We start from the raw sequence: 20,325 nt of genomic DNA, 5'->3' as shown, positions 1-20,325 counted from the left end.
TGCGTTAGCCCGAACGGGCGTCCGGGCGGTATTCCTCCGATTAAGCGCAGCGCTGTGACGGGTGGGTCCCCTGGTGCGTCCGCGCCCCCTCGGGCAACCGGCTGCGGACGGCTCTCGGCGGGCAGTACCCTTGATCGTCCGGCCGCCCCGGCCGACCGGTGCTAGTCAACGGCCCGTCAACGGTCCCCGCACCCGCGGGGGTCAGCCGCAGATGAGGTGGCGCATGGTGTTCCCTGCTGGCGGCCGTGGCGCCGGGCCCGACGGCCCCGAGCGGGGCGGCGCCCGCAGCGAGGCGCCCACGGTGGTCATGCGCCCCACCATGACCGGCCGCTCCCTGGTGCCCGCCCAGGGCGGCCCGGTGGAGATCCCCGCCCTCGCCTGGTCCGGCGCCGAGTGGGAGGACGCCTACCAGCGCGTGCGCCTGTCCGGGCGCGCCTACGTCTGGCTCAACCTGGTCGAGCAGCGGCTGCGCTCCCTCGTCGACGAGGTCCTGCACCCCATCTACGCCCCCGCCCACGGCGAGGACTGGGTCACCGCCGCCGCCGGCCCGGCGGGCGAGGAGTGGGCGCACCGCGCCGGCGCCGTCCGGGAGGTCAGCCGCCGCAAGGGCTACCTGCTCGACCCCGCCGACGACGACCCGCTGGTCTTCCTCACCCTGCCCCAGTTGCGCGAGCTCATGGTCCAGCACTGGCCGTGCTTCGAGCCCTACCTCGCCGACCGGCGCGAGATCGAACTCGCCCTGGACGAGCTGGAGGTGGCCCGGCACGTGGTCTCCCGCAACCGCGTCCTCACCCAGACCGTCCTCGCCCAGACCGAGCGCGCCGCCGCCCGCCTGCTCGCCCTGCTCGACGGCGGCGCCGGCGGGGTGCCCGCCGACGTCGTCGAGTCGCTGGTCGCCGGCCGGTACGCGGACGTCGTCGCGGTGCACGCCGACCGGGTCCGCCTCCAGCGCGACCTGCCCGTCGAGGACCTCCTGGACGGCGCCCGGCGGCTGGACGCGCTCGGCATCGGCCTCGGCATGCTCTGCCAGAACTACACGGGCAAGCGCCTGGTGCGCCTGGCCGGCGAAGGCTGCCGGATGCGGCTGCTGTTCCTCAATCCGGCGAGCAGCGCCGTGCGCCGCCGTGAGCGCGAACTCGGCCTCGGACGCGGCGAGTTGTCCCGCTCGATCGAGATGAACATCATGCACGTCCGCCGGGTGCGGGCCCGGTTGCGCGACCCGGGCGGCTTCGAGATCCGGGTCTTCGACGAGACCCCGCGCTTCACCGCCTACCTCGTCGAGGGCCCGCGCCCCGAGGGCCGCGGCGGGCGCCGGGCCGGCCGCGACCTCGGCGTCGTCCAGCCCTACCTGCGCCGCGCCCGCGGCATGGAGTCCCCCGCGCTCGTCCTGCGCGGCGGCGCCGGCCAGCAGCCCGGCGGCACGGAGGCGGGCCTGCTGGAGGTCTACCGCGAGGAGTTCGAGGGGGTCTGGGCGGACTCCCGGCCCGTGTCCTGAGCCGCGTCCACCTCTCGGGCGGCGCTGGTGGGGCGGGTGCGGACGCTGCCAGACTGCGCGCCGTGAACAGCCTCCCGCACTGGACCCTGGAGCCCGCCCGGCCCGAGGACGTCGACCGCGTCTGCGACCTCAAGGACCAGGTCATGCGCGCCGACCTGGAACGCCTCGGCCGCTGGGACCCGCAGCGCTCCCGCCGGCGCGTGCGGGACGCCTTCTCCACCGCGCACACCTCCGTCCTGCTGGTCGAGGGGGCCTTCGCCGGCTCCCTCAGCGTCCGGCCCGACGAGCGGGGCGGGCGCCACCTGGAGCTGTTCTACCTCGCCCCGCACCTCCAGGGCCGGGGCCTCGGCACGGCCGTGCTGCGCCACGTCCTCGCCGAGGCCGACGCGGCCGGGGAGCCGGTGCGCCTCGTCGTCCTGCGGGGCAGCGCCGCCCAACGCCTGTACGAGCGCCACGGCTTCGTCCTGGAACGCGAGGACCGGGTCGACGTCCTCCTCGTTCGTGAACCCCGGACGCAGCAGAATCGTTTCGCCATTTGAGATGGCCTCAGCAGGCCCGCTCGTGGTAGGCATAGCCCCCGTGATGATCACGGGGGATGAGGCCGTCCTGCGCCTCGAACAACTGCACCGCACCTACGGAACCGGCCCGGAGGCCGTCCATGCGCTCAGGGGGGTGGACGTCGAGTTCGCGCGCGGCACCTTCACCGCCGTCATGGGCCCCTCCGGCTCCGGCAAGAGCACCCTGCTCCAGTGCGCCGCCGGCCTCGACCGGCCCGACACCGGCCGCGTCACCCTCGACGGCACCGACCTCGCCACGCTGACCGAGACCCGGCTCACCGTGCTGCGCCGCGAGAAGCTCGGCTTCGTCTTCCAGGCCTTCAACCTCGTCGGCTCGCTCACCGCCGAACAGAACGTCGGCCTGCCGCTGCGCCTCGCCGGGCGCCGCCCCGACCGCGAGCAGGTCCACCGCGCCCTCGACCAGGTCGGCCTCGGTCAGCGCACCGGCCACCTGCCCTCCCAGCTCTCCGGCGGCCAGCAGCAGCGCGTCGCGATCGCCCGCGCCCTCATCGCCCGCCCGCGGGTCCTGTTCGCCGACGAGCCCACCGGCGCCCTCGACAGCTCCAGCAGCCGCGACGTCCTCGCCCTCCTGCGCGACCTCGTCGACCGCGAGGGCCAGAGCACCGTCATGGTCACCCACGACCCGGTCGCCGCCTCCTACGCCGACCGCGTGCTCTTCCTCGCCGACGGCCGCCTCGCCGACGACCTCGCCCGCCCCAGCGCCCAGCAGGTCGCCGAGCGGATGACGGCCCTGGAGACGGCGGCATGACCATGGCCACGCTCCTGCCCGTCGCCACCGCGAGCCTGCGCCGCCGCAAGGCCGCCTTCGCCGGCTCCTACGTCGCGCTCACCCTCGGCGTCACCCTCGTCGCCACCACCGGCACCCTCCTCGACGACACCGCCGGCGACGACTCCCCGCTCGGTGCGCCCTCCCTGCACAAGGTGCTCACCTTCACCGCCGGCATGGCCGCCTTCGTCGCCGTCTTCGTCGTCGCCGGCACCTTCGCCTTCGCCGTCGCCCAGCGCCGCCAGGAGATCGCGATGCTGCGCGCCGTCGGCGCGACGCCCCGCCAGGTCGTGCTGCTGATCACCGGCGAGGCCGCCGCCGTCGCCCTCGCCGCCGCCGTCTGCGGCTGCCTCCTCTCCCTGCCCGCCGCACCCGCGCTCGCCGCCTGGCTGGTCGCCCGCGGCGCCGCCCAGGCGGGCTTCACCTCCCACCCCGCGCTCACCCCGATGCTCGTCGCGGCCGCCGTGGGCCTGCTCGTCGCCCTGCTCGGCGCCCTCGGCGCCGCCCTGCGGGCCGGGAGCGTCCGCGCCGTCGAGGCCCTCGGCGACGCCGCCGTCGACCGCAAGGTCATGACGCCGCTGCGCTGGGCCTGCGCCGCCGCCCAACTCCTCGCCCTGGCAGGCGCGGTGGGCTACTACCTCGCCGCCCCGAGCATGCCCCCCGCCCCCGGCGACCAGCCCGACGACCCGCAGCTCGCCTCCCAGTGGGTCATGGCCGCCGACCTCATGACGATCGCCGCGCTCGCCCTCTTCGCGCCGCTGCTCGTCCCGCTGCTCGTCCGCGCCTTCAGCGCCCCGCTGCGCTGGACCGTCGCCGCCGCCCCCCTGCTCGCCCGGCAGAACGCGCTCACCGCCGTCCGCCGCACCGTCTCCACCGCCACCCCCGCCTTCCTCACCATCGCGCTCACCGGCACCGCCATCGGCGCCACCGCCGCCTTCGCCGACGCCATGACCGCCCAGGGCCGGGCCACCGCCGCCGCCCGCTACGTGCTGCGGCCCGGCGCCGTCCCGCTGCCCGTCGACACCCTCGCCCGGCTCACCGCCGACCGGCCCGGCCTGCGCGCCACCGCCACCACCCCCACCGTGATCACCGGCCTCGGCGCCGACACCGCGTCCTTCGCCGACCACAGCGAGGACTCGGCCGCCTCCGCGCCGTCCGCCGCCACCGTCGTCACCGGCGACCTCGCCACCGCCTGGACCCTGCCCGCCGTCGAGGGCAGCCCCGCCGACCTGCACGGCGCCACCCTCGCCGCCTCCGTCCACCAGGTGCGCGGCCACGGCTGGAAGCTCGGCGACCAGGTCAACCTGCGGCTCGCCGACGGCACCGTCACCAGCCTGCGGCTCGCCCTGGTCTACCGCACCCAGCTCGGCCTCGACGAGGTGCTGCTCAGCGGCGACGCCGTCACCGCGCACCTGGACGGCGCCCGCCCCGGCGCCGTCCACCTCTCCGAGGCCCCGGCCGCGACCTACGGCGGCACGCTCACCGACGCCCGCACGCCCGGCCCCGACCCCGGCGCCCACTACGCGTGGATCGCCACCAGCACGATCCTCGGCCCGGCCCTGCTCTACGCGCTCATCGCCATCGTCAACACCATGGTGATGTCGGCCGCGGACCGCCGCCGCGACTTCGCCGTCCTGCGCCTCGCCGGGACGGTGCGCCGGCAGGTGCTGTCGATGGTCGCCCTGGAGGCCGTCCTGGTCGTCGCCACCGCGGCCGTCCTCGCCCTCGCCGTCACCGCGCTCACCCAGTGGGGCGCGACGGCACTGATCGACCACCGCATCCTGGCCGGCCAGACCGCGATCGCCTTCCGCCTCCCCTGGACCCCGCTCGCCGGAGCGGCCGCCGTCTGCCTGGTCCTCGCCGTCCTGTCCAGCGTCATCCCCAGCCGCCTCGCCCTCACCCACGGGGCCCGGTGACCGCCCCGCCCGGCCCGGAGACCCGGCGGACCCTCAGTACTCCGCCGGGTTGACCGCCTTCGGCCGGGCGGTGGGTTCGGCGACGACACCGGTGCCCGGGCCGGCCTCGTCGTCGTAGGACCGGGCTCCGAATTCCAGCCCTTCGAGGGGCGCCGACAGCAGGAAGTCGACGAAGCCGTCGGTGCCCAGGGTGGCCCAGCGGTGCAGTACCGCCGGCAGCTCGTCGATGTCGGTGTCGGCGAGCTCGGCGTCGAAGTGCTCCACCTGGTCCCCGGGCAAGGACGCGCGGATCTCTCTGATCGTCCGCAGCGGGTGGGCCTCGTCGGGCCGGTTCGGGGGCACGGGCAGGTTCGGGGCGGTGCTCATCGTCGGCTCCTCCGATCGGGTCCGGGGACCAGCCTAGGGCCCGGCGGACCGCCGGAGCGGACCCCTGGGCGGCCGGGTTGTCGGTGGGGCGGGTCATGATAGGGGCTGTTTCGCACAGCAGGACGGAAGGACGCACCCCATGAGCGAGCGGAGCGAGCGAATCGTTGAGAGGCGCGCGTGGGCGAGTGCCCCTGTCGAGCGAAGCGAGGCGGGCGCATGAGCTGGTGGCAGCAGCCACTGGTCGGCTTCGACCTGGAGACCACGGGCACCGACCCGGCCGTGGACCGCATCGTCACGGCCGCGCTCGTGGACACCGTCGGGGCCCGCCGGGTGGGGGTCGCCGGCTGGCTGCTCGATCCCGGGGTGCCGATCCCCGCCGAGGCGGAGGCGATCCACGGGATCGGGGACGACGTCGCCCGGCGCAAGGGCCGGCCGGCCAAGGAGGCGGTGGAGGAGATAGCCGCGGCGCTCTGCGAGCGGCTCGCGGCGGGGCGGCCGGTGGTCGGGTTCAACGCGCCCTTCGACCTCTCCCTCCTCGACGCCGAGCTGCGCCGGCACGGGCTGGCGACGCTCGCCGAGCGCCTCGGCCGTCCGGTCGGGCCGGTGCTGGACGCGCTGGTGATCGACCGGGCGGTGGACAAGTACCGCAAGGGCTCCCGCACCCTGCAGCGCGTCTGCGAGGTGTACGGCGTCGAGCTGACCGACGCCCACGAGGCCGGCAGCGACGCCCTGGCCGCCGTCCGCGTCGCCGTCGCCCTCGCCGAGCGCTACCGCTCCGAGGTCGGCGACGTGGCCCCGGCCGACCTGCACGGGCGTCAGGTCCACTGGTACCGGGAGTGGGCCGAGGGCCTCCAGGCCTGGCTGCGCCGCGGCAAGGACCCGCAGGCCGTGGTGGACCCCCGCTGGCCGCTGCGGTAGCGGGCGGCGCGCCTGCCGGACTCCCCGGGTGATCACACGCCTCGCGCGGCCCGCCGACCTGCCCGGCTTCCTCGCCCTCGCCGCCGAGGTCGAGCACTGGTTCGGGCCGATGGTGGACGACCCCGGGTTCCGCCGGGCCGTCGTCCGGAACATCGACCGCGGGCGCGCCACGGTGGTCGACGGCCCGGACGGCGGCCTGCTCGGCGCCCTGCTGTTCGGTGGTGAGCCGCCGGTGCACCACCTGCACTGGCTGGTGGTCGCCGAGCGGGCCCGGGGGACGGGCGTGGGCCGGGCGCTGGTCGAGGACGTGCTGCGCCGGCGGGTCCGGGTCCGCCCGGCGACCGTCGAGGTGGTGACGTTCGGCGCGGACCACCCCGGGGCGGTCGTGAGCGGGGCCCGGGTGTTCTACGAACGGCTGGGCTTCACGCCGGCCGAGCCGGCGGAGCCGGGGCCGGAGGGCGGCTCCCGGCAGGTGTACCGGCTCCACCTGGTCTGACGGCCGGGGGCCTACTGGAGGTCGAGCCCGACGGGGTGGCCGAGGTCCTGCGGGCAGACGAAGACGTGCAGTTCGCCGTGGCGGCCGACGCTGACGTCCGGGTCGTCGCCGCTCTCGACGGTGAGCAGGTGCCGCATCCGGGTGCCGCACGCGCCGCAGTCGACGGGGATCAGGTCGGTGGAGCGCCAGGACGGCCAGCCGCCGAGCTTCCAGCCCCCGGCGCAGGCGAGGCCACGGTGGTACTCGGTGCCGTTCCGTTCGGCGAACTCCTCGGCGGCGGAACGGAGTTCGCCGGGCAGTTCGTCGCGGTCGGGGAGGTCGCGGATCTGCTCGGGGCGCAGCACGCACGGCGTGGGCAGGTATTCGTCGTCGGAGCGCCGGGGTCGCGGGGGAGTGCGGGGCGCGAGGCCGTCGGCGCGCTGCCAGTGGAGTTCGACGGCGGGGCCGTAGTAGTAGCGCTCGCCCTGGATGTCGTCGTGGTCGTTGGGGCACCAGAGCACCTGGAGCACGTCGGCGCCGTCGGGCCAGGGCAGGTGGGGTGCGTCGGCGGCGCGGACGCGCAGGACCGGGACGAGGGCGATCGCCGCCGTGATCTCCCGGTCGCGCGGGGCCGCGTCCTCGTAGGCATCGTCGGGGTGCCCGGCGGTGCAGTGCGGCCAGGGTGCGCCGTCGGGCCAGAGTGCGGGTCCGCCGAGCGAACTCCCGTGTGCGGTGGGCACCTTGGCCTCGGGGTGCAGCAGGGTGGCCGGCCGCAGGTAGGAGGCGAGGGCGGGCACGGCGTCGACCAGGCCGGCGGGGGTGGGGTCCGTCACGCGGCTCACCGTAGCGGACGGCGTCCCGGTCACCCGGAGCGCCGTCGGCCGGTGCGCCAACGTCCCTAGGCCGCCGGGAAGTCGAAGGTGTAGCCCTGGGCGACCAGCCACGGGAGCAGCTGCTTGAGCGCGGCCACGGTCTGGCTGCGGTCGCCGCCGCCGTCGTGCATGAGGATCACGCCGCCGGGCCTGAGCTGGCTCTGCACGGTGGAGACGATCGCCGGCACGCCCGGGCGGGACCAGTCGCGCGGGTCGACCGACCAGCCGAGGGACTTCATGCCGAGGCCCGCCGCGATGTGCTCGTTGTCGGCGTTGAAGCCGCCGCCGGGCGCGCGGAACCAGGTGACCTGGGTGCCGGGGCCGGCGGCCTTGACGATCATGTCCTTCGCGCCGGAGATCTCGGCCACGGCCTTGTCGTGCGGAAGCTTCTGGAACGGCTGCGGGTGGTGGACGCTGTGGTCGCACAGCCGGTGCCCGGCCGCGAGGACCTTCTTGACCAGGCCCGGGTTGGCGGCGGCGTTCTGGCCGATCTCGCAGAAGGTGGCCTTGACGTTGTACTGGGCGAGCAGGTCGAGGATCTGCTGGGTGGCCGGGCCGGGGCCGTCGTCGAAGGTGAGGGCGACGGTCCGGCCGCCGGAGGCGGTCGAGCCGATCACGCTGGTCACCGAGAGCGGTGTGGCGGGCACGGCCGGGGCGGCAGCGGCGGTGGAGGGGCTCGCGGTCGACGGACTCGCGCTGGACGGGCTCGGGCCGGCAGTGGTGTCCGGCGTCCTCGGCGTGCGCGGGGTGACCGGCGGCGCGGCCTGGCCGCCCGCGCCCGCGGTGACGGGCACGCCGTCCGAACCGGGCGTGCCCGGGGCGCCGGGCGCCGGGTCGGTGCTCGGCGAGATCGTGATCGCGCCCTTCGCGGACGGCGAGGCGCTCGGCTGGAGGGCCCCGCTGGCCGTCCCGCACGCGGCGACGCCCAGCGCGGCGGCGACGGCGGCACTGCCCATGATCAGCCGGCGGCGGAGGCGGGCCGAGCGGTTCGGGGAAGCGGGCCGGCGGGCGGCGGACTGGGGCATGGCGGCGGCTCCTGGGGAACTGGCGGCGGGTGCCGATCCTCTCGGTCAGGATGACTGTCCGATAGGACGCCGATCGTAGTTGCCCCGGTTGCGTGCCGGACCGCTCCGTCGTAGGAGTCTTCTCACAGCCGCCCGGGTTGGCGTCCGCCCGCCGCCACGGCTACCCCACCCGTCCCGCCGAGTCCCGCCGGGTCACTCCCAGACCCTCAGAACGGGTACCAGCGCACGTCCGTCGCCCCGTCGCGCAGCGAGTCGACCCGCCGCCGGAACTCCGCCAGCGCCGCCGGGCTGCCCGCCGCCTGCTGCGCGACCCACGAGGCGCTGGCCGTCTCGCGGGCGCCGCGCAGCACCGCGAACCCCGGCCAGTCGCGCACGTCCCACCCGTACGCGGCGGTGAACGCGAGGTACTCCTCGCCCGGCACGCCGTACCGGTCGTGGCTGAGCGCGAGCACCACGAGGTCGTGCTCGCGCAGGTCCCGCGAGACGTTCTCCAGGTCGAGCAGGACGGGCCCCTGCGGGCCCACGTGGACGTTGCGCGGCAGCGCGTCGCCGTGGATCAGCCCGGGTTCCAGGTGCGGGGCGAGGTCGGGCAGGGCGGCGGCGAAGGCGTCCCGGCGGCGGCGCAGGAACGCGACGTCGGCCGGGTCGACGTGGCCCTCGGCGGAGGCCAGCCAGCGCTCGACCGGGGCGAGCAGGTCGCGCCGGGCCAGCGGGAAGGGCGGCAGCGGCAGCCGGTGCAGGTCGCGCAGCAGCGGGGCGAGGTCGGCGGGCCGGGCGGGGCGGACGGCGGGGGCGAGCCGGTGCCAGAAGGTGACGGGGTGCCCGTCGGCGAGCTGCGGTCCGGGCGCGACGGCGTCGTACGGGCGGACCACCGGGATGCCCTGCCCCGCCAGCCAGTTCGCGACGGCGAGTTCGTGCCGTGCCCGCTCCCGCAGCCCGGGGCCGCGGCCGACCTTGGCGACGACGGCGGGCTCGCCGAGATCGAAGACGGCGTTCTCGCCGAGCGCGAGCAGCCGCGCGTCGCCGGGGTCCGGGAGGCCGGCCGAGGCGCAGGCGTCGGCGAGCAGGACCCGGGCGCGGCCCTCGTCGAAGGCGGTCATGACCTGGCTCCGTTCCGCCGGCGTTCGTCCGGAGGCCTCCGGACGGTGATCATCATGACGCACGGGGGCCGGGCCCCGCGCGATGCGGAGCCCGGCGCCGGTGAGCGGGTGGCTCAGACCTCGATCCGGTGGCGCGGTGCGGCCGGGCCGTGGAGGGCGCCGCCGGTGCCGACCGGCGCGGTGGGCTCGCCGTGCGAGAGGTCGGGCAGCCAGTGGAGCAGGCGCGGCAGGTACCAGTTGCGCTCGCCGAGCAGGGTCATCACGGCGGGCAGCAGGACCGCGCGGATCACGGTGGCGTCGATCAGGACGGCGACGGCGAGGCCGACGCCCATCTGCTTCATCGCCTGCATCGAGAGGGTGCCGAAGACCGCGAACACCGCCACCATGATCACCGCGGCGCTGGTGACCACCCCGGCCGTGGAGCGGATGCCGTGGGCGATCGCGGCGCGGGTCGGCAGGCCGCGGTCGCGGCCCTCCTTGATCCGGGAGACCACGAAGACGTGGTAGTCCATCGAGAGGCCGAAGAGGATCACGAAGAGGAACAACGGCACCCAGGACTCCACCGCGCCGACCCCGGCGGTGCCCAGCAGGGAGGCGCCGACGCCGTGCTGGAAGACCAGCGTCAGCACCCCGTAGGCGGCGCCCACCGAGAGCAGGTTGAGCACGACGGCGGTCGCGGCGACGGCCAGCGAGCGGAAGGAGGTGAGCATCAGGAGGAAGGCGAAGGCGACGACGAAGCCGAACACGGCGGGCAGCGAGCCGGTCATCTTCGCGTTGAAGTCGTGCGAGCCGGCGGTCTGCCCGGTGACGGGGGCCTCGGTGCCGGGCACCTTGAGGACGGTGGCGGGCACGATGTCGTCGCGCAGGGCCTTGAGCGCGGCGTTGCTGGTGGCGTCGTTGCCGCTGCCGTCGAGGGGGATGTCGACGGTGGCGACGTTCTGCTCGCGGTGCACGGTGACGTCCACCGGGCCGTGCATCCGGCCGCTGGCCAGGGCGCGGGCCTTGAGGTCGGCGATCGCGGCGGTCATCGCGGGGGAGGAGATGTCGGTGGACCTGATGACGACGGTCGCGGGGGCCGGGCTGCCGGGGAAGGCGGCCTCGATCTTCTGCGAGGCGGTCACGAGGGCGTTGCCGCGCGGCAGTTGCTGCTGGAAGGTCAGGTTGGCGGTGTGCATGGTGAGCAGCGGCGCGGCCAGCCCGAGCAAGAACGCCCCGGCGAGCAGGGTGGCCGCCAGCGGCCGGCGCAGCACCGGCGTGAGCACGGCGTTCCAGAAGCGCCCACCCGTGGTGGCCGCCTCCGGCCGGCGCAGCCTGCCGAGGAAGGGCACCCGGCCCTTCGCGACGCGGTCGCCGAGCATCGACAGCAGCGCGGGCAGCACGGTGAGCGAGCCGAGGACGGCGGTGACCACGACGACGATGGTGCCGAAGGCCATCGCCCGGAAGTCGGCGATGCCGGTGAGGAACATGCCGGCCATGGCGACGACCACGGTGACGCCGGAGACCAGCACGGCCCGGCCGCTGGTGGCGGCGGCGACGGCGAGCGCGTCCGCGAGGTCCCGTCCGGCGGCCCGCTCCTCGCGCTCGCGGCGCAGGTAGAAGAGGCAGTAGTCGACGCCGACGGCGAGGCCGACCAGCAGCATCACCGAGCTCGCGTCGTCGCTGGTGTGCAGCAGCCCGCTGGCGAGGGCGACCAGGCCGCCGGCGGCGACGAACGCGGTGAGCGCGAGCACGACCGGCAGGACGGCGGCGACCAGCGCGCCGAAGGCGACCAGCAGGATGCCGAGCGCGAGCGGGACGGCCGTCCACTCGGCGCGGGTGAAGTCGTCGGCGAACTGGTCCTGGATCCACTTGCCGGAGCTCGCGTCGCCGAGTTCGACGACGGTCAGTTCGGGGTGCTGCTTCTGCACGCCGGCCACCGCGTCCATCACGGCGGGGACGTCGGCGACGGCCTCGTCGCGGTCGCCCTTGAGCGTCAGCTGGACGAGCGCGGAGTGGCCGTCCGCGGAAACGGCCTTGGTGTCGTAGGGGGAGCGGACGGCGGCGGCCTTGCCGGTGCCGTCGACCGCGGCGACCACCTGGGCGACGGCGGCCCGGAACGCCGGTGCGTCGGCGGTCAGTTCCGGGCTCTGGACGAGGACGGTCTCGCCGGCCGGGGCCTTGATCCCCGCGTCGTCGAGGATCCGCGCGGCCCGGGACACCTCGCCGGGCACCGATTCGTCGCGGCCCACCTTCGTGCCGCCGTGCATCCCGCCGAGCACGGCGGCGAGGACGACGAACAGCAGCCAGCCGAAGACGGCGGTCTTTCTGTGCCGGGCGCTCCAGGCGCCCATCGCGGCGGCCGTGCCGAGCCTGGTCTTCACGGACTTCCCCCTGGGAGAACGGCGGTCGTGCGCCGGGTGGTCGGCGGCCCCCGGCCGCCGGGCGCCGGGGTCGCGTTCCGGCGTCGTGAAAGACGGTAGGGAAAGGCGAGTCGGGCCGTAATCCGGCTGGCGGGGTACCCGGCCCTGGTGCCCGCCTCGGGGCCGGGGTGGGGTTTTCCCTACCTTCCGACCCTGATCCCTCATCCCCGGGGGTGGGGGCAAGCTCCACCCTGAGGGGGAGCGGTCTCCACCCGGAGCACGAGGTCAAGGGGTATGCGGACGGGCGAGACTGGTGCGGGGCCGCGGACACGGGGGGCCTCACGGGGGCGGCCTGCGAAAACAACTTGCCGGGCGGCAAGCAAGTACTCGTAGGATGAGTCTCCAGACCAACTTACCTGCCGACCGGTAAGGGGGCGCCCGCGCGCGTCCTCGGCCGGTCCTGCCGTCGCCCGGCGTCCCGTCCCCAAGGGCTGCGGTGAACCATGCCCAGGAGGCATCACGAGCATGTTCCACCGACTAGGACACTTCGTCGTCCGCCGCGCCTGGTGGGTGATCGCGGCGTGGGTCGTCGCGATGATCGCCATCGTCGCGAGCGCGCCCGCCGTCACCTCGCAGACGGACGAGTCCGCGTTCCTGCCCAAGCACTACGAGTCGATCCAGGCGGCGCAGCTCCAGGAGCAGGCGTTCCCGTCGAGCTTCACCCCCGCCGCCCTGCTGCTCTTCGAGCGCAACGACGGCCAGAAGCTCACCGCCGAGGACCAGACCTCGATGGAGAAGGTCGTCAAGGGCCTGACCGACGAGAACATCCCGGCCGTCCAGCAGATCCTGCCGGTCTCCGAGAAGGCGAAGTCCGCGGACGGCAAGTACGCGCTGTCCATGGTCGCCATCGACAAGTCCAAGATGCAGGACAAGGAGTACACCGACGCGGCCAAGAAGCTGCGCGAGGACGGCTCCAAGCTCGCCGACGGCACCGGCCTGAAGTTCCAGGTCGGCGGCCAGGCCGCCAGCAGCCTCGACCAGCAGGACGCCTCCGGCGCCACCGACATGATCGTCATGCTCGGCAGCCTGCTGCTCGTCATCCTGATCGTCGGCATCATCTTCCGCAGCATCCTCGCGGGCATCCTGCCGGTGCTGCTCTCGCTGGTCATCGCGATGCCGGTGGCCAACGGCCTGATCGCCGACGCGATCAAGATGTTCGACCTCAAGTCCTCCCCGATGACCTCGGCGATCCTGATCATCGTCGTGCTCGGCGTCGGCACGGACTACTTCCTGTTCCTCGCCTTCCGCTACCGCGAGCGGCTGCGCACCGGCGAGGACCGCAAGACCGCCGTGGCCAACGCCGTCGGCCGGGTCGGCGAGGCGATCGCCTCCGCCGCCGGCGCGGTCGCCGTGGCCTTCGCGGTGCTGATCCTCTCCAGCCTCGGCATGTTCACCGCGCTCGGCCCGGCGCTCGCCATCGCCGTCGTCGCGACCGCCCTGGTCTCGCTGACCCTGGCCCCGGCCGTGCTCACCGTCATTCCGTCCAAGGCCGTGTTCTGGCCGGGCAAGAAGTGGATGCAGGAGCCCAAGAACGCCCGCTTCGCCGCGCTCGGCCGGATGACCGGCAAGAAGCCCGGCCTGGTCGCCCTGGTCTCCGGCGGCGTCCTCGTGGTGCTGGCCCTGGCCGGCCTCAACTACAACGGCACCTACGACCTCGCCGGCAGCTCCATGCCGAAGAACAAGGAGTCGATGGTCGTCCAGGACAAGCTGATGACGGCCTTCTCGGCCGGCGCGGCCGACCCGAGCCACGTCTACCTGACCTCCACCAACGGCGCCAAGCTGAGCGACGCCGCCCTGAAGGACTTCGCCGGCAGGCTCGGCGCGGTCGACGGCGTGGCCGGCGTCGTGACGCCGAGCGCGGAGAACAAGGCGATCAGCGCCGACGGCACCACCGGTGACTTCACCGTGCTGCTCAAGGACGCCCCGGCCTCCAACAAGGCGATCGACACCATCGGGAAGGTCCGCGACGCCGCCCACGCGGCCGCCCCGGCCGACTCGAAGTCGCTGGTCGGCGGCATCACCTCGGTGTACAAGGACATCAACACCGCGATGGTGCACGACTACACGCTGGTCTTCCCGATCGCGGCCCTGCTCATCATGCTCATCCTGGGCCTGCAGCTGCGCAGCGTCGTGGCCCCCTGGTACCTGATGGCCTCGGTCGGCCTCGGCTTCGGCGGCACCCTCGGCGCCACCACCCTGCTGTTCCAGAACATCAAGGGCGAGCCGGGTCTGATGTTCATGCTGCCGATCTTCATCTACCTGTTCGTGGTGGCGATCGGCACCGACTACAACATCCTGATCATCGCCCGCCTCCGCGAGGAGGCCCGCGAGGGCCGCAGCCCGCGCGAGGCGGCGAGCGAGGCCATCAAGCACGGCGGCCCGACGGTCGCGGCGGCCGGCTTCATCCTGGCGGCCTCGTTCGCGACCTTCATGCTCGCGGGCAACGTCCTGTTCATGGAGCTCGGCTTCTCGCTGGCCTTCGGCATCGTGCTGGCGGCCTTCGTGATGGCGATGTTCTTCACCCCGTCGCTCACCGCGCTGCTGGGCCACCGCGCCTGGTGGCCCGGCCACGGGGACGGCGGCGGCCACGGCGGCGGCTCCGTGCCGCTCCAGGACGCGCACGGCGTGCCGGAGCCGGCCGGGCGGCGCTGAGCCTCCGGTCGACCCGTCCGGCCGGCTCGTCCGGCCGGGTGACCCGGCCCACTGGTCCGACCCGGTGATCCGACTCGCCGGGCCGGACCACGGGTGCGGCCCACCGGACCGACCCGGTGGTCCACAGGCGGCGTCCCGCTTCGGCGGGGCGCCGCCTGCCCGCTTCCCGGGGCCCGCAAACGTGATCTCCAGAGCACAAAATCCCCCGGTCAATCGGGGTGTCCCCGTGCTACAGTCGAACCAGTTGCAGTTTTGGTTCCCATGAACGCTTGTGTGCGCCTGCTGGTCCCAACCAACAGGCGCATTTGTTTTGTCCGGTGTTTCAGTCTCCGGATGGGGATCGCGGCTACTTAGGGGTTCACGCGGTGTGGATCCCTGATGCCCCAGTTTTAGAGGAGACGGTTATGGCTACCGGCACCGTGAAGTGGTTCAACAGCGAAAAGGGCTTCGGCTTCATCGAGCAGGCCGAGGGCGGCCCGGACGTGTTCGCGCACTACTCGAACATCGTTGCTCAGGGCTTCCGTGAGCTCGTCGAGGGCCAGCAGGTCGAGTTCGACGTGACCCAGGGCCAGAAGGGCCCGCAGGCCGAGAACATCCGCGTCATCTGAGTCCAGCCCCCGAGCTGACTCGCGATCTCGCGTAGCGGGGGCCCGCACCGCTCGGTGCGGGCCCTCGCGCATGCCGCCACACGGCGGCAGAAGCCGCCATACGGCCGGGGCGGCGTATCTCCCACCGACGGCCGACCAGCCCGTACCCCGGGCTGCCGCCGACCGACCGACGGAGAACCCGTGACCACCCCTGCCCGCACGCCGCGCGACCGCGGCGCCCGTACCGACGGCGCCCGCACCGAAGGCGCCCCGCGCACCCGCAAGCCGCGCGGCCGCACCGGCGCCGGCCCCGCCGCCGGATCCCGCACCGCCGGATCCCGCGCCCCCAAGACCTCCCGCGCCACCGCCGCCGCGCCCGCCGACTTCACCGTCGTCCAGGGCACCCCGTCGCGGCCCCCGGCGGCCACCTTCGCCGAGCTCGACCTGCCGAAGGCGATCCTGTCCGCGCTCGGCCGCGAGGGCGTCACCGAGCCGTTCCCGATCCAGGGCGCCACGCTGCCCGACTCGATCGCCGGGCGCGACGTGCTCGGCCGCGGCCGCACCGGCTCCGGCAAGACCCTCGCCTTCGGCCTGCCGCTGCTCGCCCGCACCGCCGGGCGCCGCGCCGACGCCCGGCACCCGCTCGCGCTCGTGCTGGTGCCCACCCGCGAGCTCGCCCAGCAGGTCACCGAGGCGCTCACCCCCTACGCCACCGCCGTCAACCTGCGGATCACCACCGTCGTCGGCGGCATGTCGATCGGGCGCCAGGCCAACGCCGTCCGCCGTGGCACCGAGGTCCTCGTCGCCACCCCCGGCCGGCTCGACGACCTGATCGGCCGCGGCGACGTCATCCTGTCCGACGTCGCGATCACCGTCCTCGACGAGGCCGACCAGATGGCCGACATGGGCTTCCTGCCGCAGGTCACCAAGCTGCTGGAGCAGGTCGCCGAGGGCGGGCAGCGGATGCTGTTCTCCGCCACCCTGGACCGCAACGTCGACCGCCTGGTCAAGCGCTTCCTCTCCGACCCGGTCACCCACTCGGTCGACCCCTCGGCCGGCGCGGTCAGCACCATGGACCACCACGTTCTGCAGCTCGACCCGGCCGACAAGGCGTCCACCACCGCGCACATCGCCTCCCGCGACGGCCGCCTGATCATGTTCGTGCACACCAAGCACGGCGCCGACCGGCTCGCCAAGCAGCTGCTCGCCAACGGCGTCAAGGCCGCCGCGCTGCACGGCGGCAAGTCCCAGCCGCAGCGCAACCGCGTCCTCGACCAGTTCCGCGACGGCCACGTCACCGCGCTGATCGCCACCAACGTCGCCGCCCGCGGCATCCACATCGACGGCCTCGACCTCGTCGTCAACGTCGACCCGCCGGTGGACCACAAGGACTACCTGCACCGCGGCGGGCGCACCGCCCGGGCCGGCGAGTCCGGCACGGTCGTCACCCTCGTCCTGCCCGAGCAGCGCCGCGAGGTCAACCGGCTGATGACGGTCGCCGGCATCCGCCCGACCGTCACCAAGGTCCGCCCCGGCGACGCCGACCTCGCCAAGATCACCGGCGCCCGCACCCCGAGCGGCGTCGCCGTCACCGTCGCCGTCCCGGTGCCCGCCGCCGAGGCCGACGCCAAGCCCAAGGCCGAGGGCAAGGGCGCCCCGCGCCGCCGCCCCGGCAAGCGCTCCGGGCTGCCCGCCGACGTCGACATGAACGGCAACCCGCGCCGCCCCCGCCCCAAGCAGCGCATGGGCGCCGCCGCCCAGGCCCAGGGCGAGCGCCCGCAGGCGGCCGGCTTCATCGGCCGCTCCTCCGGCCGCGCCAAGCCCGGAAGCGGCGCCAAGTCCGGCTCCAACTACGGGACGGGCCGCCAGCGCCGCACGTTCGACTGACGCACACACACGCGCGGAAGGGCGCTCTCCGGGACTCCGGAGGGCGCCCTTCGCCGTACCCGCCTCTCTGAGCGGATCGGTCGAGGGCGCGTTCGGCAGGGGCCGGGTGCGCTCTCGACGCTTCCGTACGCCGTAACCCACTCGTGTGATCGCAACTGGCCACGCGCAATGCGTTTGCAACACGCTGCGTCTCGTGCATAGTGAGATCTACTGGACCGAGCGGTCCGAGGAGCACATCGCCAGGCACGGCGTGGAGCCGGAAGAGGTGGAGGACGTCGTGTTCTCCCGCCCTCACTGGTTCGCGCGTGGCCGGGAGAGCACGACGCTCTGCCACGGCGTGACGCAATCCGGGCGCTACCTGTTGGTGGTGCTGGTAACGAGTGCGGCGGTTCCATCCGCGTGGTACTGCGCTACTGCGCGCGACATGACGGCTGCCGAGAAGCGCTTGTTCCTCAAGCGGACGAGTTGAGGGTGACGATGACGGACAACGGTGCGGACCTTGAAGCGATCGCCGAGTACTACGAGACGCACGAGCTGACCGAGGAGGAGATCATGAGTGCCGAGCCGGCCGAGCCGGTGCCGGCCGAGGCGGTCATGATCACCACATCGCTGCGGCTGCCCAAGCCGGTCATGGACGAGGTGCGGCGCCGGGCCCGCGAACGCGGGCTGAAGCCGACGGCCATCATGCGGGAGTGGATCGAGGCCGCGATCGCCGACCTGGACGAGCCGGTGCCGTTCAGCGTGATCACTGCGGCAGTGGCCGAGTACCAGCACCGCAAGGCGTCGTGACGGCTCAGGCCGTGAGGGCGGGGATTGCTCGCGACGTCCGCAGGGCCTCGTCGTAGCGCTCCAGGAGGAGGGTGGCCAGTTCGGGGGCCGCGCCCAGGACGTCGGCGCAAAGGTCGGCCTCGGTGGCCGCCTCGGCGATGCGGTCCGGGAGGCGGCCGGGCGCCAGGAGGTAGGGGGACACGGCGGTGCGCGCGGCGCCAGCGGCGTGCAGGGCGGCCAGGGCCTCGGGGACGCGGGGGCCGGTGCCGGCTGCGTAGGCGACCTCGACCGCGGCCCAGCCGCGGGTGCGCCGCCACTCGGCGGCCACCGCGCGGGTGGCGGCGTCCGCCGCCGGGTCGGAGGAACCCGCCGCCGCGAGCACCACGCCCGTGCGGGCCCGCACCGCCGCCGACGCGACGTCCAGGCCCGCCCCCGCCAGCCGCCGGTCGAGCGCGGCGAGCAGCAGCGGCGACGGACCGAGGACGTCCGCCACCGGCAGCCCCGCGCCCGCCGCGCGCAGCGCCGCCGGGATGTCGTGCTTGGCGTGGAACGCCCGGTTCAGCAGGAGCGGCACCGCCACCGCCGCCCCGAGCCGCCCGACCACCTGCGGGATCCGCGGCGCGCAGTGGTCCAGGTACGCCGTCGCGACGTCGAGCCCGGGCCGCTGCGCCCGCACCCGGTCGACGAGCGCGGCCACCGTCGCGGCGTGCCGCGGGTCGCGGCTGCCGTGGGCGATGAGGAGGAGGGCGGTCATGCGGTGCGTCCCTACTTCGCGGCGGCCAGCAGGCCGCGGTTGCGCAGCACCCGGCGCTCGACCGGGGTGAACACGAGCAGCTCGATGGCGATCCCGACGAACAGGATCAGGAGGATGCCGAGCAGCACCCCCGGCATGTCGGAGAACTCGCGCTGGTTCTCCAGGTACCGGCCGAGGCCGAGGCCGAGGTCGGGGGAGGAGGCGACGAGTTCGGCGGCCATCAGCGAGCGCCAGGAGAACGCCCAGCCCTGCTTGAGCCCGGCCAGGTAGCCGGGCAGCGCGGCGGGCAGCAGCACGTGCCGGGCACCGGTGAGGCCGGTGGCGCCGATGGTGCGCCCGGCGCGCAGGAACAGCGGCGGCACCTGGTCGATCCCGGCGACGAGGCCGTTGGCGATGGACGGCACGGCGCCGAGCAGGATCACCGCGTACATCATCGAGTCGTTGATGCCGAGCCAGATCACCGCGGCCGGCACCCACGCGACCGACGGCAGCGACTGCAAGCCCTGCAGGACCGGGCCGATCGCGGTGCGCACCGGCTTCACGCGGGCGACGACCAGGCCGATCGGGGTGCCGATGACGACGGCCAGCAGGAAGCCGGACAGGCCGCGCCACACGCTCGTCCAGATGATCGAGAACAGCGTGCCCTGGTACCAGAGGTCCTGCGCGGAGTGCCACACGGCCGCCGGGCTGGGCAGCTTGTCGGACGTGGTGAGGTGCAGGCTGTACGCGCCCTGCCACAGCGCGAGCACGACGAGGACGCCGAGCAGCGGCGGCAGCGCCTTCTGCCGCAGCACCTCGCCGAGCGAGCTGCGCCGGGCGGAGACGGCGTCCAGGGCGTCCAGGCCGGCGCCGACGTCGGCGGTGTCGGCGGCTCCGCGCTTGTCCAGGACGGGGGTGGTGTCAGTGCTGGACATGGCGACGGATCTCCCCACGCAGTTCTTCGGTGATCTCGATGGACAGGTCGGCGACGCCGGCGGACTCGATGCGCCGCGGCTGCGGCAGGTCGATGTGCCACTCGCGGGCGATGCGGCCGGGGCGGGAGGAGAGCAGCACCACGCGCTGGGCGAGGCGCACGGCCTCGCGCACGTTGTGGGTGACGAACAGGACGGACAGCTGCCGCTCGGCCCAGATCCGGGTGATCTCGTCGTGCAGGACGTCGCGGGTGATGGCGTCGAGCGCGGCGAACGGCTCGTCCATCAGCAGCACCTTGCTGCCCTGGGCGAGGGCGCGGGCCATCGCGACGCGCTGGCGCATGCCGCCGGACAGCTCGTGCACGCGCTTGCCGTAGGAGCCGCTCAGGCGCACGAGTTCGAGGAGCCGCTCGGCCTCGGCGCGCCGCTCGGGGCGGGGGACGCCGGCGAGCTTGAGGGCGAGTTCGATGTTGCGCCCGGCGGTGAGCCAGGGGAACAGCGCGTGCTCCTGGAACATCAGGGCGGGCCGGGCGCCGGGCACCTCGATGCTGCCGCGGGTGGGGCGGTCGAGGCCGGCGACGAGGTTCAGCAGGGTCGACTTGCCGCAGCCCGAGGCGCCGAGCAGCGTGACGAACTCGCCGGGCGCCACGTCGAGGGTGATGTCGTCCAGGACGTGGGTCTGCGCGCCGGGGCGGCCGAAGGACTTGTGCACGTGCGAGATCCGGACGGCGGGCGCGGGCGCGGCGCCGGCGGTGCCGGGGGCGTCCGCCGAGGTGGTCAGTGCCGAGGTCATCCGGGCACCTCCTGCGTGAGTGGTCATGGGCCCCTCCTGCCCGTCGGCGGGCAGGAGGGAGGG

General features: G+C 74.4%; 19 protein-coding genes. 11 read left to right on the top strand and 8 right to left on the bottom strand.

Annotated elements, in window-relative coordinates; genetic code table 11:
- The first annotated feature begins 223 nt into the window (after positions 1-223).
- The 4 genes from ACFXDE_RS10160 to ACFXDE_RS10145 all read left to right on the top strand — a co-directional run bounded on the left by ACFXDE_RS10160 (position 224) and on the right by ACFXDE_RS10145 (position 4,755).
- Positions 224-1,495, top strand: coding sequence for an SAV2148 family HEPN domain-containing protein (locus tag ACFXDE_RS10160; RefSeq protein WP_380440981.1), 1,272 nt, complete (start codon positions 224-226; stop codon positions 1,493-1,495).
- Between the two features lie 62 nt (positions 1,496-1,557).
- Positions 1,558-2,034 (top strand): GNAT family N-acetyltransferase, encoded by a 477-nt coding sequence (locus ACFXDE_RS10155; protein WP_380492733.1) that lies wholly within the window; start codon positions 1,558-1,560, stop codon positions 2,032-2,034.
- Between the two features lie 43 nt (positions 2,035-2,077).
- A complete protein-coding gene (locus tag ACFXDE_RS10150; protein ID WP_380492731.1) occupies positions 2,078-2,821 on the top strand; it encodes an ABC transporter ATP-binding protein in 744 nt (247 codons plus the stop codon).
- Positions 2,818-4,755 (top strand): FtsX-like permease family protein, encoded by a 1,938-nt coding sequence (locus tag ACFXDE_RS10145; protein WP_380492729.1) that lies wholly within the window; start codon positions 2,818-2,820, stop codon positions 4,753-4,755. Before ACFXDE_RS10150 ends, ACFXDE_RS10145 begins: the two co-directional genes overlap by 4 nt.
- 33 nt (positions 4,756-4,788) lie before the next feature.
- On the opposite strand, the gene ACFXDE_RS10140 is transcribed toward ACFXDE_RS10145, so the two are convergent.
- A complete protein-coding gene (locus tag ACFXDE_RS10140; RefSeq protein ID WP_380492727.1) occupies positions 4,789-5,121 on the bottom strand; it encodes a hypothetical protein in 333 nt (110 codons plus the stop codon).
- 216 nt (positions 5,122-5,337) lie between these two features.
- Here ACFXDE_RS10140 and ACFXDE_RS10135 point away from each other — a divergent pair, with 216 nt between their 5' ends.
- Positions 5,338-6,039: an exonuclease domain-containing protein gene (locus ACFXDE_RS10135; protein WP_380492725.1), complete on the top strand. Its 702-nt coding sequence runs from the start codon at positions 5,338-5,340 to the stop codon at positions 6,037-6,039.
- A 28-nt stretch (positions 6,040-6,067) separates the two neighbouring features.
- Positions 6,068-6,535, top strand: a complete 468-nt coding sequence (locus tag ACFXDE_RS10130; RefSeq protein WP_380492723.1) for a GNAT family N-acetyltransferase — start codon at positions 6,068-6,070, stop codon at positions 6,533-6,535.
- Positions 6,536-6,546: 11 nt separating this feature from the next.
- Here ACFXDE_RS10130 and ACFXDE_RS10125 read toward each other — a convergent pair whose 3' ends face one another.
- From ACFXDE_RS10125 to ACFXDE_RS10110, 4 genes are all read right to left on the bottom strand, one after another.
- On the bottom strand, positions 6,547-7,347 hold the full coding sequence (locus ACFXDE_RS10125) for a hypothetical protein (protein ID WP_380492721.1): 801 nt from the start codon (positions 7,345-7,347) through the stop codon (positions 6,547-6,549).
- Positions 7,348-7,412: 65 nt separating this feature from the next.
- Positions 7,413-8,411 (bottom strand): polysaccharide deacetylase family protein, encoded by a 999-nt coding sequence (locus ACFXDE_RS10120; protein WP_380492720.1) that lies wholly within the window; start codon positions 8,409-8,411, stop codon positions 7,413-7,415.
- Between the two features lie 206 nt (positions 8,412-8,617).
- Positions 8,618-9,511 (bottom strand): phosphotransferase, encoded by an 894-nt coding sequence (locus tag ACFXDE_RS10115; RefSeq protein WP_380440963.1) that lies wholly within the window; start codon positions 9,509-9,511, stop codon positions 8,618-8,620.
- Positions 9,512-9,624: 113 nt separating this feature from the next.
- Complete coding sequence (locus ACFXDE_RS10110) at positions 9,625-11,841, bottom strand: MMPL family transporter (RefSeq protein WP_380492875.1); 2,217 nt, start codon at positions 11,839-11,841, stop codon at positions 9,625-9,627.
- Positions 11,842-12,375: 534 nt separating this feature from the next.
- On the opposite strand from ACFXDE_RS10110, the gene ACFXDE_RS10105 reads away from it, so the two are divergent.
- The 5 genes from ACFXDE_RS10105 to ACFXDE_RS10085 all read left to right on the top strand — a co-directional run bounded on the left by ACFXDE_RS10105 (position 12,376) and on the right by ACFXDE_RS10085 (position 17,825).
- Complete coding sequence (locus tag ACFXDE_RS10105; RefSeq protein WP_380492717.1) at positions 12,376-14,562, top strand: MMPL family transporter; 2,187 nt, start codon at positions 12,376-12,378, stop codon at positions 14,560-14,562.
- A gap of 404 nt (positions 14,563-14,966) precedes the next feature.
- Positions 14,967-15,170 carry a cold-shock protein gene (locus tag ACFXDE_RS10100; RefSeq protein WP_218202470.1) on the top strand — a complete coding sequence of 68 codons (204 nt, stop codon included), beginning with the start codon at positions 14,967-14,969 and terminating at the stop codon, positions 15,168-15,170.
- 180 nt (positions 15,171-15,350) lie between these two features.
- On the top strand, positions 15,351-17,036 hold the full coding sequence (locus ACFXDE_RS10095) for a DEAD/DEAH box helicase (protein ID WP_380492715.1): 1,686 nt from the start codon (positions 15,351-15,353) through the stop codon (positions 17,034-17,036).
- Positions 17,037-17,229: 193 nt separating this feature from the next.
- A complete protein-coding gene (locus ACFXDE_RS10090) occupies positions 17,230-17,505 on the top strand; it encodes a hypothetical protein (protein WP_380492713.1) in 276 nt (91 codons plus the stop codon).
- A 2-nt stretch (positions 17,506-17,507) separates the two neighbouring features.
- Positions 17,508-17,825, top strand: coding sequence for a hypothetical protein (locus tag ACFXDE_RS10085; RefSeq protein WP_380492711.1), 318 nt, complete (start codon positions 17,508-17,510; stop codon positions 17,823-17,825).
- A gap of 4 nt (positions 17,826-17,829) precedes the next feature.
- Here the strand turns inward: ACFXDE_RS10085 and ACFXDE_RS10080 are convergent, their stop codons facing one another.
- From ACFXDE_RS10080 to ACFXDE_RS10070, 3 genes are read right to left on the bottom strand one after another with little or no spacing between them, the layout of a single operon-like run.
- Positions 17,830-18,558: a sirohydrochlorin chelatase gene (locus tag ACFXDE_RS10080; RefSeq protein ID WP_380492709.1), complete on the bottom strand. Its 729-nt coding sequence runs from the start codon at positions 18,556-18,558 to the stop codon at positions 17,830-17,832.
- A gap of 11 nt (positions 18,559-18,569) precedes the next feature.
- Positions 18,570-19,472: an ABC transporter permease gene (locus ACFXDE_RS10075; protein ID WP_380440950.1), complete on the bottom strand. Its 903-nt coding sequence runs from the start codon at positions 19,470-19,472 to the stop codon at positions 18,570-18,572.
- Positions 19,459-20,262: an ABC transporter ATP-binding protein gene (locus ACFXDE_RS10070; protein ID WP_380492873.1), complete on the bottom strand. Its 804-nt coding sequence runs from the start codon at positions 20,260-20,262 to the stop codon at positions 19,459-19,461. The genes ACFXDE_RS10075 and ACFXDE_RS10070 overlap by 14 nt, the downstream gene beginning before the upstream one ends.
- Between the last annotated feature and the right edge of the window lie 63 nt (positions 20,263-20,325).

The organism is Kitasatospora sp. NPDC059408, assembly GCF_042751525.1.
Taxonomy (GTDB): domain Bacteria; phylum Actinomycetota; class Actinomycetes; order Streptomycetales; family Streptomycetaceae; genus Kitasatospora.
Note: the sequence above shows the minus strand (reverse complement) of the source record. Positions and strands in the feature narration are given on the sequence as shown.